The 15716-nt window shown below is 62.6% G+C and carries 15 protein-coding genes; 5 read left to right on the forward strand and 10 right to left on the reverse strand.

All coding sequences use genetic code 11. The features are described 5' to 3' along the window. Nucleotides 1-115 precede the first annotated feature (115 nt). On the forward strand, nt 116-991 hold the full coding sequence (locus TU80_RS20780; protein ID WP_057005280.1) for an AraC family transcriptional regulator: 876 nt from the start codon (nt 116-118) through the stop codon (nt 989-991). Here TU80_RS20780 and TU80_RS20785 read toward each other — a convergent pair. The 8 genes from TU80_RS20785 to TU80_RS20820 form a co-directional block, all read right to left on the reverse strand. Next, nucleotides 988-3495 (reverse strand): LuxR C-terminal-related transcriptional regulator, encoded by a 2508-nt coding sequence (locus TU80_RS20785; protein ID WP_057005281.1) that lies wholly within the window; start codon nt 3493-3495, stop codon nt 988-990. The genes TU80_RS20780 and TU80_RS20785 overlap by 4 nt on opposite strands. Nucleotides 3496-3661: 166 nt before the next feature. Then, nucleotides 3662-5020, reverse strand: coding sequence for a DUF1329 domain-containing protein (locus TU80_RS20790; protein ID WP_046382101.1), 1359 nt, complete (start codon nt 5018-5020; stop codon nt 3662-3664). Nucleotides 5021-5046: 26 nt separating this feature from the next. Then, nucleotides 5047-6837: a DUF1302 domain-containing protein gene (locus TU80_RS20795; protein ID WP_046382100.1), complete on the reverse strand. Its 1791-nt coding sequence runs from the start codon at nt 6835-6837 to the stop codon at nt 5047-5049. Between the two features lie 483 nt (nt 6838-7320). Then, nucleotides 7321-8232: an SDR family oxidoreductase gene (locus TU80_RS20800; RefSeq protein ID WP_017847774.1), complete on the reverse strand. Its 912-nt coding sequence runs from the start codon at nt 8230-8232 to the stop codon at nt 7321-7323. A 118-nt stretch (nt 8233-8350) separates the two neighbouring features. After that, nucleotides 8351-9253: an alpha/beta fold hydrolase gene (locus TU80_RS20805; protein WP_057005282.1), complete on the reverse strand. Its 903-nt coding sequence runs from the start codon at nt 9251-9253 to the stop codon at nt 8351-8353. Further along, nucleotides 9253-10035, reverse strand: coding sequence for a class II aldolase/adducin family protein (locus TU80_RS20810; protein WP_057005283.1), 783 nt, complete (start codon nt 10033-10035; stop codon nt 9253-9255). Before TU80_RS20810 ends, TU80_RS20805 begins: the two co-directional genes overlap by 1 nt. Before the next feature lie 149 nt (nt 10036-10184). Next, nucleotides 10185-10871, reverse strand: a complete 687-nt coding sequence (locus TU80_RS20815) for an LrgB family protein (RefSeq protein WP_017847771.1) — start codon at nt 10869-10871, stop codon at nt 10185-10187. Next, nucleotides 10861-11247 carry a CidA/LrgA family protein gene (locus TU80_RS20820; protein ID WP_046488242.1) on the reverse strand — a complete coding sequence of 129 codons (387 nt, stop codon included), beginning with the start codon at nt 11245-11247 and terminating at the stop codon, nt 10861-10863. The genes TU80_RS20815 and TU80_RS20820 overlap by 11 nt, the downstream gene beginning before the upstream one ends. Before the next feature lie 98 nt (nt 11248-11345). Here TU80_RS20820 and TU80_RS20825 point away from each other — a divergent pair, with 98 nt between their 5' ends. Continuing rightward, nucleotides 11346-12242: a LysR family transcriptional regulator gene (locus TU80_RS20825; RefSeq protein ID WP_046382098.1), complete on the forward strand. Its 897-nt coding sequence runs from the start codon at nt 11346-11348 to the stop codon at nt 12240-12242. On the opposite strand, the gene TU80_RS20830 is transcribed toward TU80_RS20825, so the two are convergent. Then, on the reverse strand, nt 12223-12678 hold the full coding sequence (locus TU80_RS20830) for a flavodoxin (protein ID WP_017847768.1): 456 nt from the start codon (nt 12676-12678) through the stop codon (nt 12223-12225). The genes TU80_RS20825 and TU80_RS20830 overlap by 20 nt on opposite strands. Nucleotides 12679-12807: 129 nt before the next feature. On the opposite strand from TU80_RS20830, the gene TU80_RS20835 reads away from it, so the two are divergent. Together TU80_RS20835 and TU80_RS20840 are read left to right on the forward strand one after the other, a co-directional pair. Then, nucleotides 12808-13275, forward strand: a complete 468-nt coding sequence (locus TU80_RS20835) for a PAS domain S-box protein (protein ID WP_017847767.1) — start codon at nt 12808-12810, stop codon at nt 13273-13275. A 60-nt stretch (nt 13276-13335) separates the two neighbouring features. Then, a complete protein-coding gene (locus TU80_RS20840) occupies nt 13336-13941 on the forward strand; it encodes a hypothetical protein (RefSeq protein ID WP_017847766.1) in 606 nt (201 codons plus the stop codon). A gap of 3 nt (nt 13942-13944) precedes the next feature. Here TU80_RS20840 and TU80_RS20845 read toward each other — a convergent pair whose 3' ends face one another. Beyond that, entirely contained in the window at nt 13945-14904 is a 960-nt protein-coding gene (locus TU80_RS20845; RefSeq protein ID WP_057005284.1) for a MerR family transcriptional regulator, read from the reverse strand. Between the two features lie 217 nt (nt 14905-15121). Between TU80_RS20845 and TU80_RS20850 the strand changes: the two genes are divergently transcribed. Further along, nucleotides 15122-15682 (forward strand): putative antibiotic biosynthesis monooxygenase, encoded by a 561-nt coding sequence (locus TU80_RS20850; RefSeq protein WP_046382095.1) that lies wholly within the window; start codon nt 15122-15124, stop codon nt 15680-15682. The last annotated feature ends 34 nt before the right edge of the window (nt 15683-15716 follow it).

The following is a 15716-nucleotide window of genomic DNA, read 5'->3' on the forward strand; positions in this document are numbered from 1 at the left end:
CAGTGTCGCCTTCAAGCCCTGGCCGGCGCTTGCAGATTCTTGCGCTTTTGTCGCACGGCAGGCTCACAGCGCCAGCGGCTCGGAGTAGGATGCAAGGCGTCGGAGAGTACACACCATGTCAACGCTGGAATCCCTGCAAGTCTTTCAAGCCCTCAACCGCTCGCCCCACGCTCGCCTCGAAGCCTGCGCCGAGCTCGGTGACGGCTTGTCTGCGGCGTTGTGGAGCAACCACCACGATTCCCAGGACTACCAGGCGCCCGGCCATCACACCTTGTCCTGCTACATCGGCGGCGGCACCGGCACGTTTCGTCGCGACCAGCCGGGCACCAAGGGCGGGCCCGACAAGTTGTGCATCCTGCCGGCCGAGCATCAGTCGGCCTGGGTGATCAACGGCGACATCCGCCTGGCCCACGTGTATTTCAGCCAGGCGCAATTCGCCCTGGGCTGCATCACCCTGCTCGACCGCGAACCGCGCGCGCTGCAACTGCAGGAAAGCACCTTCCTCGAAGACCCCAGCCAGGCGCAACGCTTTCACCAGTTGATCGCCCTCAACTGGCACGAGCCCGCCGAACGCCTGCTGACCAGCAGCCTGGCCCATGAAATGCTCAGCCACACCTTGCTCTGCCAAGTCGGCGCGCGCGACGGGCTGCGTTTGAAAGGCGGGCTGGCGGCGCATCAGCGGCGGTTGTTGGTGGACTACATCGACCAGCACCTGGACGACCCCATCAGCCTCGGGCAATTGGCCGGGATGTGTGCGCTGTCGGAATACCATTTTGCGCGGATGTTCCGCCAAAGCTTCGGCCTGCCGCCCCATCAATACCTGCTGGCCCGGCGCCTGGCCCGCGCGCAGAACCTGCTGCGCAGCGGCAGCCTGCCCGTGGGTGACATCGCGTTGATGTGCGGCTTCTCCAGCGCCAGCCACTTCACCCATCGCTTTCGCCAGGCCATGGGCGCGACGCCCGGCGAATACCGTCAGGCGTTCTGCGCTTAAACCATCAAGCCCAACGTCTTGGCCTTGGCCACCGCCTGGGTGCGTCGCTCCACGCCGAGCTTGCTGTGGATGCGCCGCGCGTGGGTCTTGACGGTGTGCAGCGAGATAAACAAGCGGTCGGCGATTTCCAGGTTGGAGTTGCCCAGGGCGATCAGTTGCAGCACTTCCAGCTCGCGTTGGCTCAGCGGGTTGTCCGCCGTGCCGGTCGGCGAGGCCTGCGGTTCCAGGCCCAGCTCACTCAACAGCCCGGGCGAGCGTAAACGCAGCTCGCGGATCGCTTGCTGCACCTGGCAACGCCCTGCCAGTTCCAGGCCGTGTTGCAGTGAACGACGCGCCATCGCCGGTTCGCCCAGTTGCCAGGCCACTTCACCCAGCACCAGGTGCAATTCGGCCTCCAGGCACAGCATGCCGCGTTGGCGGGAAGCGTCCAGCAACGCGTTGAGCCGCGCCAGCGGTTGATCGGCGACGCCCAGTTTGACCTCGGCCAACACCAGCAGGTATTCAAGACGCGGGATCAATTCCAGCGTGGCCGGCGGCGCCTGCTTGGCGTCGGGCCCTCGGAAATGGCGGAGCACCCGGCGCAGCGCTGCCACCGTCAATTCGGCGCGGCCCTGTTGCAACCAGAAGTGCCCGCTGACCAGCAGCAACACCGCGCGGTACACCGTGTCCGGCACCTGGCGCTGCTGCATCAGGCGCTCGGCCTCGCGCAACTGGATAAAGGCCTGGGCGTAATCACCGTGATTGGCCGCCAACAGCGCAAGGCCCAGATAGCCATACAACACGCGCTTGTCCTGGCTGTGCAGGCACATGTTCAAACCCGTCTCGAAGCACTCGGCAGCCAACGCGTCCTGCCCCTGGCGCAGGGCCAGATGCCCACGCCGCAAGGCGATACGTCCGACCAGCGGCCCAGCCTTCAGCCGCTGCTTGAGCAACATCGCCTGCACCTGCTCCAACAGGTTTTGCGCGCGGTACGGCGCGCCGCGCTGTTCGAGCAATTGCGCATGATCCAGCTCCAGCAGGGCTTCGAGCAACAGCGAACCATGGGCCCGCGCCAGGCACAGCGCTTCGCGGTTCAGGGTCTGGGCCGCCTCCAGCTCACCGCGCAGCAAGGCTTGCTGGGTCAACCCCGACAGGCACATCAGACGTGATGTCCACGCACTGTCGGGCAACGCCTGCAAGGCCTCGAGGAAATGCTCGCGAGAACGTTGCGCATCACCCGCCAGATGCAGCAACCACCCCCACTGCGCCTGCCAGCGCGCCAACAACAGGCGTTGCTGCGGCGCCGACGGTTGCGGGGCGAAGCGCGTCAGTTGGCCGATGCACAACGCGGCCTGCTCGAAGCGCCCGGCGAACAGCAACGCGGCCGTGACCAGCCCCACCAACTGCGCGGAACACAGCATCAGCTCGTCACCGTGTTGTTCATGCAGGCGCAACAACAGCACGGCATTCTGCTGGCGGAACAGGTCTTCGAAGCTGAAGTGCTGCAACAGGCTGACGGCCACTTCGTATTCTTCGGCCAGCAGCGCCTGCTCGAACGCGGCTTGCCAGTCGCCCTCGGCACTGAACCATTGGCAGGCCCGTCGGTGCCAGGAGCGTTTGGCCGGCCAGGGTTCATCCCGTATCAACTGCGCAAGCGGCGCGAAGACTTGCAGCCAGTCGGCGGCATCGTCCCAGGGCTGGATAAATGCGCCGAGCGCCTGCAAGTCCCGCAGGTACTGAGCGCCATCGCCAAAGCCGAACAGGTGCTCGCACAAGCCCGCATTGAAACGCGGCAAATGCGCCAGCACCCGCCAGGCTTCCTCCAGTTCCGCCGGCAAGGTGCTGAACAGCTCGTGTTGCAGGTAGTCGAGCAAGGTCTTGTCGGGATGGCCGTCGCCGAGCAAGGCAATGCGAACCCCGGCGCACCAACCGGCGCTGAACCGCATCACGCGCTCGACGCTGTGACCCGGCGCCTCGCCGAGCAGGGCCTGGACTTCCTCGGCGCTGAAGATCAACTCGGCCGCGCTGCATTCCAGCAGCTCATCGTCGAGCAGCAGCCGCGGCCAGTTGCACCCAGGGCGCCGCCGCGCACCCAGCCACCAGGTCAGCGCCGGGTGGCTGGCGCTGAGCAGGCGGTCGAGCAAGGCGTCCAGCTCGGGCGCGGGCAGACGGCTGAAATCATCGAGAAACAACCACGCCGACGTCTGCCAGCGGCTGAGATCCTGCAACAGCGTGGCTTCATCGGTAAACGCCAGGCCCAGGTTGTGCGCCAGGCGCCGGCACAAATCCAGCGGGCTTAGCGGCACGCCATTGAGCGGTAGCCAGTACACCTGACAACCCGCCGGCGCCTGCAAGGCGCACTCGGCGAGCAACGCGCTCTTGCCACTGCCGCCCGGGGCACAGAGCAACTTGACCCGCGCCTGCGCCGCCAACAACGGCTCGGCCAGACGCGGGCGCAACAGATGATGGGCGGACAGCCGTGGCATGAATCCAGGACGGTCCAGGCAGCGTGTCATGGCGGTCATTGCTGCATCCTGCGTTTTTATTGTTATGCAACCTGACACCTACCCTAGCCCCGTGCTCAGCGAATATTGAAGAAGTATTCAACGCAGTGATTAATAGCCATGCACAAAACCCAATGTGGGAGGGGGCAAGCCCCCTCCCACATTAAGATTGCATTTCAAACAGGCATCAACGCACGCCCGAAGCCCTCAACGCCGCCGGCGTGTAGTCCGCCGCCTTGGCCGCAAACCCGAACACAAAACTGCTCTTCTCCTCATTCTTCATGCCCAGGGCGATGTAGCGTCCGGCGATGAGGTCGTACAGGGTTTCCACGGTGTAGGCCGGCACCTGATGGTCGTAGTAGAACTGTGCATGACCTTCGGCGACACGCCACAGTTGGCCGCGGCCGTCATAGTGATCCACCAGCGCGACCTGCCAGCTGTCTTCGTCGATGTACATGTGGCGCTTGGCATAGATGTGCCGTTCGCTCGGCTTGACGGTGCCGACCACTTCCCACACGCGGTGCAGCTCATAGCGGGTCAGGTCCTGGTTGATATGCCCGGCCTTGATGATGTCGTCGTACTTGAGGTTCGGCGAATCGAGCTTGTAGCTGTTGTAGGGGATGTACATCTCTTTCTTGCCCACCAGCTTCCAGTCATAGCGATCGGGGGCGCCGGAGAACATGTCGAAGTTATCCGTGGTACGCAGGCCGTCGGACGCGGTGCCCGGGCCGTCGTAGGACACTTGCGGCGCCCGGCGCACACGGCGCTGGCCAGCGTTGTAGATCCAGGCCAGGCGCGGTTCCTTGACCTGGTCGAGGGTCTCGTGGACCAGCAGCACGTTGCCCGCCAGCCGCGCCGGGGCCGTTACCGATTGCTTGAAGAAACTCAGCACGTTGGCGGCCTTGGCGGCGTCGATATCCGGGATCGCCTGCGGCACCGCGACTTCTTCTTCAAAGCGGATCGGCGTGTAGCTGCCGTTCGTCTGCGGGGTGGCCTGGGTGATGATGCGCCGCAGGTTGCCGCCGTGGTAACGGGTGATGTGGTTCCACAGCACCTCCACGCCATTCTTGGGGATCGGGAACGCGTAGTAGCGGTTGCCGGTGAAGTTCTCCAGGCCGTTGCCGTCGTTGATCGCATGCACGTTCAGCGCGCTGCGCTTGATCGACTCGTAGATATCCGGCGGCAGGTTGACCGTGCGGTGGCTCGGGTACACCGGGATCTTGTAGGTCTCGGGGTAACGCTTGAACATCGCCACCTGGCCGTCGGAGAGTTTGTCCTTGTATTTGTCGACGGTCGCGGCGGTGATCACGAACAGCGGTTTTTCATTGGCGAACGGGTCGGCGAGGAAGCCCTTGCTGTCCACCGCACCGGCATTTTTTGGAATGCCGCCGGTCCAGGCCGGGATCGAGCCATCGGCGTTGCCGGCCTTTTCGGCGCCGACCGGGGTCAGGCTGGTGCCGAGCTTGGCGGCTTCTTCGGGCGACACGGCCGCCATGACGTTGGCGGCCAACACACTCAGGGCCATCACAGCAATTAACTTACGCATAGAGTCTTGTCCTTCTTTAAGCCAAATCAGAAGTTCACGCCGAAGCTGAGGGCGAGGAAGTCGCGGTCGGTCAGGGTGTTGTAGTCGCCACCAAAAAAGTCGGTGTAACTCAGGCTGGCGGTGTAGGTGTTGCGGTAGTCCGCATCGACGCCGACGCTGATCGCCTTGGCGCCCTGGTTGAACAGGCCGTTGGGGCCGTAGCCGTTGACGTCGTGGGACCAGGACAGGTTGGGCTTGAGGTTCACCCCGGCAAACACGTTGTTGTAGTCGAGGATGGCGCGGGCACGATAACCCCAGGAATTGGCCGTGACGAAACCGTCGGTGTCGCCACCGTAACCATAGGCGCCGTATACCGAGTCGCGGCCGTAGCGCAGTTTGCTTTTCGCTTCCAGCCCGCCGACGTGGACGAAGGCGGCCTCTCCCACCAGGGTCAGGCGTTCGGCCCCCAGTACCTGGTCGAAGAACTGAGTCATGGTGCTCTGGATCTGGGTGATTTCCTTGCGCCGGTAACCGGCGTTGTCGGCGCCGAACGAGCTGTGGATCGGCGAGGCGGTGTTGCCGGCAATCGGGTTGATCAGGGCCAGGGTCAGGTCGGTGGTGTTGAGTTGCACCGGCGCATTCGGGCGGTAGCTGATTTCCCCGGTCCAGGCCGTGCCGGTGGGCAGGGTGGTGGAGAAGCTGGCGCCGTACAGGCGAATGTCTTCCGGGTAATCGAGATAGTACTGGCCACGGCCGAGCATGGTGCTCTGGGCCAGGGCCGAGCCGGTGCCTGGCGCAATGGCGTTGGCGGTGTTGACGATGCGCCCGATGGTGGCCAGGTTGGTGTTGGCGGTGAGGGTGCCGACGGTCGGCGTGCGGCTGTGGTAGTTCATGAAGTACAGGCCGTACTCGGTGTCGTCGCCCAGCCAGCGCAAGGCCGCGCCGAATTGGCCGCCATCGCGGGCATCACGGTCCTTGGCGCGCTGCACCACGACGCCTTCACGCGTGACCTCAAAGCCCTGGCCGAACGCTGCGGCCACCGGTTGCAACGGCGCAATCGCCGGGCTGCCGACCGTGTAGTTACCGTTGCAACCGTGGGCCGCCACATCGCCACCAAAGAACGTGCCGCAGTTATCCAGCACGGTGTTTTCCCAGTTCAACTGGTAGAAGCCTTCTACCGTCAGTTGGTTGGTCAGGCTCTGGGAGGCGAACAGCATATTGACCGGTATCAGCCCTTCCTTGATCTCGGCGCCGGGGCGGCGGAAGGCCGATACGTCGATGGGGTTGATGCTGTTGATGGAGTTACCGATAAACGTACTCTCGCCCCAACTCACCACCTGCTTGCCGACGCGCACGTTGCCCGGCAGGTCGGCGATGGAATAGTTGTGATAGACGAACGCATCGAGCAACTCGTAGCCGGAGGAGCGCGCACCTTCGTCGCGATGGTGATTGCTGATCTGCTTGAACTCGCGGTCTTCGTCCTGCAGTTCGAAGTCGTACCAGTACTTGCCGCGCACGAACACGCCGCTGTCGCCGTATTTGAGTTCCAGGTCGTGGATGCCTTTGAAGATCTTGGAGAAGGTCTCGCCCTTCTTGAAGTTCAGTCGCCCGTCATCCCCGGTGGAAGCCTGCCCCGTGCCGCCATTGGACACGCCCACCAGTTTCTTGTCGGCATCGCGCATGCCCCAGCTGGCGCCGACCGACAGCGAGGAATCGAATTGCCCTTCGATCTCGCCGATGTTGAACGAAACAGCCTGTGCCTGGGCACAGCATCCCAACGCAACCGCGGCGGCCAGCGCCTGCGGCGTGAAGATGGCGCGCATTGTTGTTTTTGTCATGCGTCTTCCCCGGTGAGTGACAGAAGGCCCCACCCTACTGCCGCCCTTCGGGAGCGATAAGCGCACCAAGGAGGTATTCGTGTTGTCGCCCGAAAGGATTAACGCCGCTCTGGCGCGGCTCTGCGCGGGGGCATGCGCCCCATGGATGGCGGGTTATCAGGCCGGTGGATGGCGCCAGGGGGTGACTGTTGTCATATCCGTAACAGTCCTTGTCCTGAAGCGCTATTACTCATTTTGTTACAACCCTCTATTCTTGCCTGGCTTTCAGGGCAAACGGCCCGCTCCCACCTTCGGGAGAACAGCTGAAATTCGACGGATTGGCTACTGTATTCAATCTGTTACCGGTGTTCACTGACGTTGAGTCTGTCGCTCCTTGATCCAACGTCTTACTTCGGCCGCTGCTTTGCAGCGGCCTTTTTTATGCCTGAAAAAAAGCGGGGCGCCGTCAGCGCCCCGCAGTATTGATGGTGTATCCGGCAATGATCAGAGGCTGAACTTCTGCAAATTGGCCATCATCTCCTTCAAAGCCTCGATTGTGTCCTTGGGATGCACCGCGCCTTCGAAGTCACAGATCTGTTGCCAGTGCGCGGCCACGTCGTCCGGCGAGAACCCGGCTTCCGGGTCGAAGCCCACACCCAGGCTGCGTTCCCAGCGGGTCTTGCCGATCCAGCCGCCGCCCACTTCGAACAAGCCTGAGGTTTCCTGGCACGCCTCGCTGCCCAGGTACACCACCAGCGGGCTGACCAGTTCCGGCTTGAGGCGCTCGAACACCTGCGGCGGGATCAGGCCTTCGGTCATGCGCGTGCCGCCGGTGGGGGCGATGGCGTTGACCAGAATGTTGTTCTTGCGCCCTTCCAGCGCCAGGGTGCGGGTCAAGCCATACAGGCCGAGCTTGGCCATGCCGTAGTTGGACTGCCCGAAATTGCCGTAGATGCCCGACGTGGACGCAGTAAAAATCACCCGCCCATAGCTTTGTTCACGCAGATGCGGCCAGGCGGCGCGGGTAACTTTGTAGGCACCTTCGACATGCACCCGGTAAACCAGGTCCCAGTCGCTGTCGTCCATTTTGTGGAAGGTCTTGTCGCGCAGGATACCGGCGTTGTTCACCACCACGTCGATACGGCCGAACGCATCCAGGGCGTTCTGTACGATTTTCTCGCCGTCGGTGACGGAATCATGGTTGGCTTCGGCGATACCGCCGGCTTCGCGGATTTGTGCGACCACACGGTCGGCCGCCGACGCATTGGCGCCCTCGCCCTGGGTGGAACCGCCGAGATCGTTGACCAGCACTTTGGCCCCGTGCCTGGCGAACAGCAGCGCATGGGCCCGGCCCAACCCGCCGCCGGCACCGGTGACGATCACGACCTTATCCTGGAACTGCACTGACTCACTCATACCGAACTCCAATGGCGACGATGGGAATGGCTCGAGTGTCAGGCACGGCGCCTGCGGTCACAATAAATACGGCCACGGCTGAATGGTGCGCGATAAGGCAGCAGGATGATCGCCTGTTTCAGGAATAGGCCATGCGCGGCGGCGCGTGCGCGATCTGCTGTCGAAACTCCAGGTAATGCTTGAGCACCTGCACCGGCGCTTCGATCTGCGGGTAGTGGCCGATATTGGCCAGCAATACCGTGTCGGCGTGGGGCACCAACTGGCGGTAACGCTCGACCATGTGCGCGCCGGAAATCGGGTCGAACTCGCCGTCGATCACCCGCAGCGGCACGTCGCCACGTTGCAGGGCGCCCACCCAACGCTCACGCAGGCGACGGCGCTGGGGAATGTAGTTGATCAGTTTATGCAGGATGCGCGGCCCGTCATTACAGTCGATCAAGCTCCAGAAATCATCGAGGGCGCTCTCACTGGGGCGGGTCTGTGCGCCGAAGATCTGGCTGAAGCTGTCGGACAGGGCATTGCGCCCAAACGTGCGACCGATCATCCAGCCCAAGGGGCTGAGCAGCAGTTTCTGCACCAGGGCCAGGCGATGGGTTTCGGGGAACAACCCGCCATTGAGGAACACGCAACTGGCCATCTGGAAGCGGCCTTCGTGATGCCGCGCCAATAACTCCTGGGCGACGCTGTCCCCGTAATCATGGGCCAGCACATGCACCGGTTGTCGCACATGCAGGTGGTCGAGCAGCGCCTGTTGCAGATCCGCCTGTTCCAACAGGCAATAGTCGTGATCCAGCGGCTTGGCCGAATCGCCAAACCCGAGCATGTCGCAGGCGATCACCAGGTTGCGCTGGGCCAGGGGCTGCCACAGGTAATGCCAGTCCCAACTGGCGGTCGGGAAGCCATGGATCAGCAGCAGCGGCTCACCCTGCCCGGCCACCCAATAGCGAATGGTGTGGCCACGAAAAACAAAACTCTGGCCGCACTTGCGCCAGGCTCTGAGCGGAATTTCGGCGAGAGGCATCAACTTTTATACCCTGGATCTTGCAGGTCCAATTTACGCAGCAGCGCCGGCCAGGCCAGCGCGCCCCCCATACCTTGGGCGCTCTTTGTGACAGCCGCCACCATCGCCCTGGCCCCGGCGAGAATCTGCGGGTCGATGGCGATCAATTCAGCCCCGCCGTTGCGCGCAAGCACTTGGATATCACAGGCGCGCTGAAAGGTGAACATCATCAAGAAGGTGTCGGCGATGGTCGCGCCGCAGGTCAGCAGGCCATGGTTGTGCAGCATCAGGAAATTGTTGTCGCCGAGGTCGGCCTGCAAACGGGCTTTTTCCTCGTGGTTCAGCGCCACGCCTTCGTATGCGTGATAGGCCAGGCTGGACAACACAAACAAGGACTGCTGGCTGATCGGCAGTACGCCCTGCTTCTGCGCAGACACCGCAACCCCCGCCGCCGTATGGGTATGCAACACGCACTCCACGTCGTGGCGCACTTCGTGGATCGCGCTGTGGATGGTGTAGCCGGCCGGGTTGATGTCGTAGGGGCTGTCCATCCGTTTGTTGCCGGCCTGGTCGACCTTGATCAGGCTCGACGCCGTGATCTCGTGAAACATCATCCCATAGGGGTTGATCAGGAAATCATCGGTGCCCGGCACCTTGGCCGAGATATGCGTGAAAATCAGATCATCCCAGCCGTGCAGGGCGACCAGGCGATAGCACGCAGCCAGATCGACGCGCGTCTGCCATTCGGCGGCGCTGACCTGATCTTTGACACTCTGTGGCGATACAACGGGGGCTAGGCTCACGGCAACGACCTCCTTGACGCACTTTCTTATTATTTTTTAAGTGAAGGGTCAGTGTAGTCAGACGTCGTGGCGCAGGTAGTTGCCTTCGCAGCCAGCTTGATGGCCGCACGAGTCAGCCATGAGAATAGTTTAAATCTGTCCAAGTCGCGTCAGAGAAGTGCCGCCAACAAAGGCGCGGCAAACAGGTTGAGCAGCCCCGTCAACACCATCATCAGGCCTGCGACAGAGCCCTCTTCGCCCCCCACTTCATGGGCCCGGCTCACGCCCGCGCCGTGCGCGCCCACCCCAAACAATGCCCCGCGTGCCAAAGGCGTGCGCAGCGGCAGCCACTTGAGCAGCACACCCCCGAGCATGGCGCCGAACACGCCGGTGAACATCACGAACACCGCCGTCAGTTCCGGCACGCCGCCGAGGTCAGAAGACATCGGCATGGCAAACGGTGTGGTGATCGAACGCGGCACCAGCGACATCGTCACCGCACTGTCCAGCGCCAGCGCCTTGGCCAGGCCGAACGAGGTGCCGATGGACGCCGCGCTGCCGGCCAGCATCCCCAGCAGCAAGGCCGACCAATACCGCGCCAGCAAACGTCGCTGCTGCCAGATCGGCACCGCGAACGCCACCGTCACCGGGCCCAGCACCAGCATCAGCCAATGGGTGTCGCTGGCGTATTCGGCATAGGCGGTGTGCATCGGCACGGCCACCGCGAGCAGCAGCGCGGGCACCAGGATCAGCGGCGACAACAGGTAGCGCCCGGTCCGACGGTAGATCCAGCGACTGAAGAAATACGCGCCCAGGGTCAGGGCAAGCCAGAACACTGGCATCAGTTCAAGCTTCATGGCGCAGCTTCCAGCGACACACCAGTTCCACGGTGAAGGCCGTCACCAGCATGACCGCCAGGGTGCTGAAGCCGATCACCAGCAGAATCCGCCAACCGTCATTGCGCACCAGGCCGCCGTAGTCCAGCAGGCTCATCAAGGCCGGAATAAAGAACAACAACATTTCCGCCATCAACACGCCCGCCCCCAGTTGCAGGGCCGCCGGCTTGACCAGACCGGTGGCGAAAGCCGCCAGCAACAGGCCCAGGCCCATCACCCCACCGGGGATGGGCCACGCCAACCAGGCCACCAGTTGCGTACCGAGCAGGTAGATGGCCAGCAGCACGACCAATTCAGTCAGCAGACGGCCGACGTGTTTGAAGCTTAAACGTTTCATGGGCTTTGGGTCCTCGTAGGCCTCCATTTTAGAGAGAGCGCTTCCATCCCCACAGCGAATTGTTAGACTGCCAACTATTCCAAACTGGAATCGCACCGATGGAATTCAAACAGCTGCGCAGTTTTGTCGAAGTCATCCACCGCGGCGGTTTTACCCAGGCCGGGAAAACCCTGCACATCAGCCAGTCCGCCGTGAGCAAACAGGTCGCACAGCTGGAACACAGCCTGGGCACGCCGTTGCTCGACCGCATCGGCTCGCAGATCCGCCTGACTGCCGCCGGCCAGGTTGTGCTGCAACGCGCCGAAGCCATGCTGCGCCTGCAGAATGAGTTGCTCAGCGAACTGGACGACATGCAGCACCTGACCCGTGGCGAGTTGCGCCTGGGCTTGCCGCAGTTGGGCGGCGATACGCTGTTTGCCGACTTGTTCGCCGAGTACCGCCGGCGCTATCCGAACGTCACCATCCAGTTGCTGGAGGGCGGCAGCCGCAGTATCGAGCAGGCGATTTTGAGCGGCGAGCTGGAAGTGGGCGGCAGCTTGAAACCCAGCGACCCAGCATTCGCCTGGCAAGACTTCTGCGATGAGCCGCTGGATGCCTTGCTGCCGATGAACCACCCCTTGGCACAGAACGCCCAGGTGCGCCTGGAAGAATTGGCAGACACACCGTTCCTGATGTATCAGCGCAGCTTTGTCTTGAACGACCGCTTGACGCAGGCGTGTCAGCGAGTGGGCTTTACGCCGAAGGAAGGAGGCCGCAGCGGCCAGGCGGATTTTCTCGCCGCCCTGGTCGCGGCCGGTCAAGGCGTGGTGCTGTTGCCCAGCGTGGTCGCTCGCGGGCTGGTGCGGCCCGGGGTGGTGCGCCTCACGCTGAAGGCGCCCGACTTCCTGCGCTGGGACATCGCGTTTGTCTGGCGTGAGGGCGCCTATCTGTCGAAAGCCGCCCAGGCCTGGCTGGCGTTGTTGCGGGAGTTTCCGGTCAGCCGCGCAGGGCAGTGATCAACTCGGCCAGCCAGGGCTCGGCGTCGGTTTCCGGGGTGACGCTTTCGCTGGCGTCCAGGCGCAGCATCGGCTGCACTTCGCGCACGCCCAACTCACTGAACAGCTCACGCATATGCTCGCCGCCGGCGCAGAAGGTATCGCCATAGCTGGCGTCGCCCAGGCCGATGACCGCGCCCGGCAAACCGCGCCAGGCCGCGGGCAACTGGTCGCGAATGCTCGAATACAGCGGTTGCAGGTTGTCCGGCAGTTCGCCCATGCCGGTGGTGGACGTCACCGCCAGCAACGCCTGCGGGGCAAAGGCCAACACGTCCGCCAGGGTCGCGCGCGGGTTGTGCCAGGCCTCGAAGCCGGCCGATGTAAGGATGCCGGCAGCGTGGCGGGCGACTTCTTCAGCCGTGCCGTACACCGAGCCGGAAAGAATGGCGACTCTCATCAATACTGATCCTGTCATTGAGCGAAAGCCTGGGATATTACCAGCTGGGGCAAATATTTCGGCGCGTGCCGTGCAACATTCAAGACTTGCCATAAACTGGCAGTTCAAGCACACGCCAGGGACCGCGCAATGATTAACGCCAAGCTGCTGCAAATGGTCGTCAACGCTTCCAACGACGGGATTGTCGTGGCCGAGCGGGAAGGCCGGGACAAACCGCTGATCTACGTCAACCCGGCATTCGAGCGCCTGACCGGTTACACCCTGGACGACGTCCTGTATCAGGACTGCCGCTTCCTGCAGTCTGGCGACCGTGACCAACCGGCGCTGATGGCCATTCGCGAAGCACTGGACAGCGGCGGCGCCTGCCGGGAAATCCTGCGCAACTATCGCAAGGACGGCAGCCACTTCTGGAACGAGCTGTCGCTTTCAACGGTGTACAACCATGCCGACAAGCAGACCTATTTCGTCGGCGTGCAAAAGGACGTGACCTTGCAGGTCAAGGCCCAGCAGCGCGTCGCGCAATTGGAGGCGGAGTTGGCGCAGGTCAAGGCCGAGCTGGCAGCGATCAAGGCGACGAGCGGATCTAACAAAACTTAGAAAATGATGTCTTTAGAGCGGATAATGGCGTTTTAACACTCTCCCCCTTGAGCAAGATCAATGCAACGCGACGCGCTTCTGACTCAGGACGAGTTGGATTTCATTCAGGACATGCAGCACAACCCCCAACTCAACCTGCGGGATGCATCGTCGAGCCTGACCGTCAACGGCGCTGCGCAACTTCGCGATTTGCTCACTCGGCTGGCCGCCCACGATCACGTCACCCTCCAGGCGCAATTCGACAACCAGCAACTCACCTTCCCGCTGCAGTTGGTGGAAGACGAGTTTCATGCTGTGCATTTACGTCTGGGCGTACCGAGCATTTTTGAAGACGGGCCGATGATTCGTCCGTGGCGCCTGGCTCTTGAAACGCCGGTGGCGCTGGAAAATGTCAGGGGCAACCCGAGTGCGCTGTGGGTGCATGAGGTTTCGTTCAAGGGTGTGCTGGTGGAGATCCGTGGCCGGATCAAGACGCCGAAGACCTTTGCCCTGTGGTTCAGCCCTTCCGGCTATGAACGCATTGCACTGCGCGGCACGCTGGAGCGAGAAACCGCACGGGGACTGTTTGCCTATCGCCTGGGCCAGAACAACCCGGATGAGACCGAGCGCCTGCGCCAATTCATCCTGCACCAGCACCGCCTGGTACATCCGCAGATGCACGCCTGATCTTCAGGTATCCAGGTTACCGCTGAGAAATTGCTGCAAGCGCCGTTGCATCAAGCGTCCTTCATTGCCCAGGCAGCCAACGGCGGAGCCCGTCAGATCGGCCTGGGCCAAGTCCGACGCGGCACCGGCAAGAAACAGCGGGCAATCGAGGGTCAACGCCAGGCGGTTCAAACGCCCGGCCAACGCTTGGGTGTGTGAGTAATTGGAGAAGAGGACCAGCGCCTCGGGTTGCGTCTTTTCACACACCAGCGTCAATTCATCGAAAGGCTGCCCCATCCCCAGCACCTTCACGGCCAGATCGTCTCGACCGATCAACAGCCCCGCCACCAGCAATTCCAATTTACGGCACTCGCCGGGAATGGCCGCGAGCAACACCCGTGGCGCCGCTGACGCACACGCCAGTTGCAAACGCTGCAACACCCGCACCCGCAGGAAGTTGTCGAAGAACAGCCATTCACTGGCTTGGCCGAAGCGCCCCTGATGACGCAACAGGTCGTTCCAAAGAGGCATCAGGATGTCTTGGAACGCGACGTTGAGCGGGTAGGTGGCGATCACCTGGTTGTACAGTTGCTCCAGTTGACGATCATCGAACGCGCCCACGGCCAGCACCAGGCGCGCCTGCCATTGCGGCCATTCGCCTAGCTCGACCGTGTCGTGCTCGACACGCACGGCGGCGGCCTGCTGATCGTCACGCGCAAGGATCTTGCCCACTTTGCTCACGGTCACGCCACGCTCGATCCAATCGACAATGCGATGAACCGTTTGAATATCGGCCCTGGAGTACAGACGATGCCCGCTTTCGGTGCGCGTGGGTTGAATCAGGCCGTAACGCCGCTCCCAGGCACGCAGGGTGACCGGGTTGATGCCCGTCAATCTCGACACGTCACGAATCGGAAACAACTCATCGGAATCGGCAGGGCTGGGGGCGATGGATTCGCGAATAGGAGCAATGATTTCGGGCATCAGAGGTCATGAACGTCCGTTTGAAAGTGAGTCCCATTTAACGCCTTTACCGCGATGTATATCAAGGTGTGTACCTATCGGACCAATGCTGCTGGTGTATTTCTGCAAAACAGGAATAATCCTTGCTTACCGATAAAGCGTCGCTGCAACACCCCCGCAGCGTCGTCTGTGTGCCACCTACCCGGTTCAGCGCACCCGTTCTATTTGGAGATACACAATGTCTACCTCACCCGTCACCCTGATGGTTGCGCGCCGCGTGGCCAAGGGCCGCTACGAAGAGTTGATGGCCTGGCTGCGCGAAGGCGAGCGACTGGCCACTGACTTCCCCGGCTACCTGGGCTCCGGCGTCCTCGCACCACCGCCCCTTGATGATGAATTTCAGATTATTTTCCGCTTCGCCGACGAAAAAACCCTGCATGCCTGGGAATTTTCCGCCTCACGCAGCGCGTGGCTGAGCCGGGGCAGCGAGCTGTTTGCCGACCCGTCCGAGCATCGCGTGCGTGGCATCGATGGCTGGTTCGGGGCTGCGGGTACACGGCCGCCGCGCTGGAAACAGGCGGTGGCGATCTGGCTGGCGTTTTTCCCGGTGTCGTTGCTGTTCAACTTCGGCCTGGGGCCATTGCTCGGCGGGCTGGACCTGTTCAGCCGCGTGCTGGTCAGCACCTTGGCGCTCACTCCGCTGATGGTCTACTTGTTCATTCCACTCTCGACCCACCTGCTGGCCAACTGGTTGCACCCTTCGCCGCCACGCGCCAAGGCCAGCGAAGCCGCGGCGTGAGTACAGGGGGGCTCGTCACTGGTATGATTTGACC

Source organism: Pseudomonas veronii (assembly GCF_001439695.1).
Taxonomy (GTDB): Bacteria; Pseudomonadota; Gammaproteobacteria; order Pseudomonadales; family Pseudomonadaceae; genus Aquipseudomonas; species Aquipseudomonas veronii.

Bases quoted from the DNA above. Each gene is read 5' to 3' on its own strand.
- TU80_RS20780 (WP_057005280.1), top strand. From the start codon at position 116: ATGTCAACGCTGGAATCCCTGCAAGTCTTTCAAGCCCTCAACCGCTCG.
- TU80_RS20785 (WP_057005281.1), bottom strand. From the start codon at position 3,495: ATGACCGCCATGACACGCTGCCTGGACCGTCCTGGATTCATGCCACGG.
- TU80_RS20790 (WP_046382101.1), bottom strand. From the start codon at position 5,020: ATGCGTAAGTTAATTGCTGTGATGGCCCTGAGTGTGTTGGCCGCCAAC.
- TU80_RS20795 (WP_046382100.1), bottom strand. From the start codon at position 6,837: ATGACAAAAACAACAATGCGCGCCATCTTCACGCCGCAGGCGCTGGCC.
- TU80_RS20800 (WP_017847774.1), bottom strand. From the start codon at position 8,232: ATGAGTGAGTCAGTGCAGTTCCAGGATAAGGTCGTGATCGTCACCGGT.
- TU80_RS20805 (WP_057005282.1), bottom strand. From the start codon at position 9,253: ATGCCTCTCGCCGAAATTCCGCTCAGAGCCTGGCGCAAGTGCGGCCAG.
- TU80_RS20815 (WP_017847771.1), bottom strand. From the start codon at position 10,871: ATGAAGCTTGAACTGATGCCAGTGTTCTGGCTTGCCCTGACCCTGGGC.
- TU80_RS20820 (WP_046488242.1), bottom strand. From the start codon at position 11,247: ATGAAACGTTTAAGCTTCAAACACGTCGGCCGTCTGCTGACTGAATTG.
- TU80_RS20825 (WP_046382098.1), top strand. From the start codon at position 11,346: ATGGAATTCAAACAGCTGCGCAGTTTTGTCGAAGTCATCCACCGCGGC.
- TU80_RS20830 (WP_017847768.1), bottom strand. From the start codon at position 12,678: ATGAGAGTCGCCATTCTTTCCGGCTCGGTGTACGGCACGGCTGAAGAA.
- TU80_RS20835 (WP_017847767.1), top strand. From the start codon at position 12,808: ATGATTAACGCCAAGCTGCTGCAAATGGTCGTCAACGCTTCCAACGAC.
- TU80_RS20840 (WP_017847766.1), top strand. From the start codon at position 13,336: ATGCAACGCGACGCGCTTCTGACTCAGGACGAGTTGGATTTCATTCAG.
- TU80_RS20845 (WP_057005284.1), bottom strand. From the start codon at position 14,904: ATGCCCGAAATCATTGCTCCTATTCGCGAATCCATCGCCCCCAGCCCT.
- TU80_RS20850 (WP_046382095.1), top strand. From the start codon at position 15,122: ATGTCTACCTCACCCGTCACCCTGATGGTTGCGCGCCGCGTGGCCAAG.